The sequence below is a fragment of the Pseudonocardia sp. EV170527-09 genome, assembly GCF_008369905.1.
GTDB lineage: Bacteria > Actinomycetota > Actinomycetes > Mycobacteriales > Pseudonocardiaceae > Pseudonocardia.
On sequence record NZ_VRMC01000246.1, the window covers coordinates 1 to 1,181 of the forward strand.

Genomic DNA, 1,181 nt, shown 5'->3' on the forward strand with positions numbered 1-1,181 from the left:
GTCGGTCGCGCTGCGCCGGCTCCCGGCCGCGGTCGCCCGGCTGCGCCACATCTCCGACCGCGAAGCCGGCGCCGGCGTGGCGATGCCCGCCGACGCCGACCAGACGCGCAACCGGGGACTGCTGACCGGCCCGCGCGCCTACCTCCGGTCGCGCCGCGCGGTGCGACGGGCCGGCGGAGCGGTGCCGCCGCTCATCGGCCCGGCCCGGGCCGGGACCACCGCCCCGCACAAGATCCTCGCGACCGGCGGCCACCGGGCCGTCACGCCCACCCGGCCGCACGGCACCGACGGATATCCCGCGGTCGCTCCGTCCGGAGCCGAGGGCACCGGGGGCCGTCCGGCCGCCGCACCCCGGCCGCAGGAGAGCGGTGGGTACCGACCCGTCCCCGCCCGCACCGGCGGCCCGTACGGCGCGGACACCGCCCGGCGCGGCTGAGCCGTCGCGGTCCGCACCGGCGGCACGCCACCACGGCGCCCCGGCGCGCCCGCCGCTACGGCGCCCCCGCCGTCACGACGGCGTCGTGGCCTGCGGGCCCGGCCCCAGCAGGGCCGGGTCCGACGCCGCGGCGACGAGCCGGCCGTGCGGGTCGGCGACCAGGCGTCGCGTCGTCGTGTCGAGCACCCCGAGGGTGCACTCCACCTCGGCAGCGAGATCGTCCGTCCGGGCCCCGTCGGCCGCGGTCTCCCGGACGATCCGGTGACGCATCGTGAACGGCTTGCGGGTCGTGAACGCGATCGCCGAGTCGATCCACAGCTCGTCGCCGGCGCGCAGCTCGGCCCGGAAGTGCGCCGTCGTCGACAGCAGCACGATCGTCAGGCCGTGCGCCCCGAGCGCGTGCTGGGACAGCCCGGCCGCACGGAAGTGCTCCATCCGGGCGTGCTCGCCGTACTGGTGGTAGACGGAGTGGTTGACGTGCCCGTTCACGTCCATCTCGTAGCTGCGGACACCGATCCGGGCCCCGAACGGCGGAAGCATCTCGACGCTCATGGTGGCCACCCTGCCAGCCGGGCCGGGCCACCCCCGCCGACGCACCGGACCACGTCGCGGAACGTTTGTGCCACCGCCGACCGCGGTCGTAGGGTGGGTGACCGCGCTGACTAGGGTGTGATGTCCAGGGAGGTTGTCCCGTCCGGGGGCGGTGAGTCTGGCTGACAGACGAAGGCCTCCGGTTGTGAAGTGG

General features: G+C 76.6%; 2 protein-coding genes. One reads left to right on the plus strand and one right to left on the minus strand.

What is annotated here, in order from left to right:
• Positions 1-436: hypothetical protein (locus FVA95_RS31200; RefSeq protein WP_205016038.1), on the plus strand; the 436-nt coding region annotated here is incomplete at its 5' end.
• Between the two features lie 72 nt (positions 437-508).
• On the opposite strand, the gene FVA95_RS28835 is transcribed toward FVA95_RS31200, so the two are convergent.
• Positions 509-988: a thioesterase family protein gene (locus FVA95_RS28835; RefSeq protein ID WP_149666906.1), complete on the minus strand. Its 480-nt coding sequence runs from the start codon at positions 986-988 to the stop codon at positions 509-511.
• Positions 989-1,181: the final 193 nt, after the last annotated feature.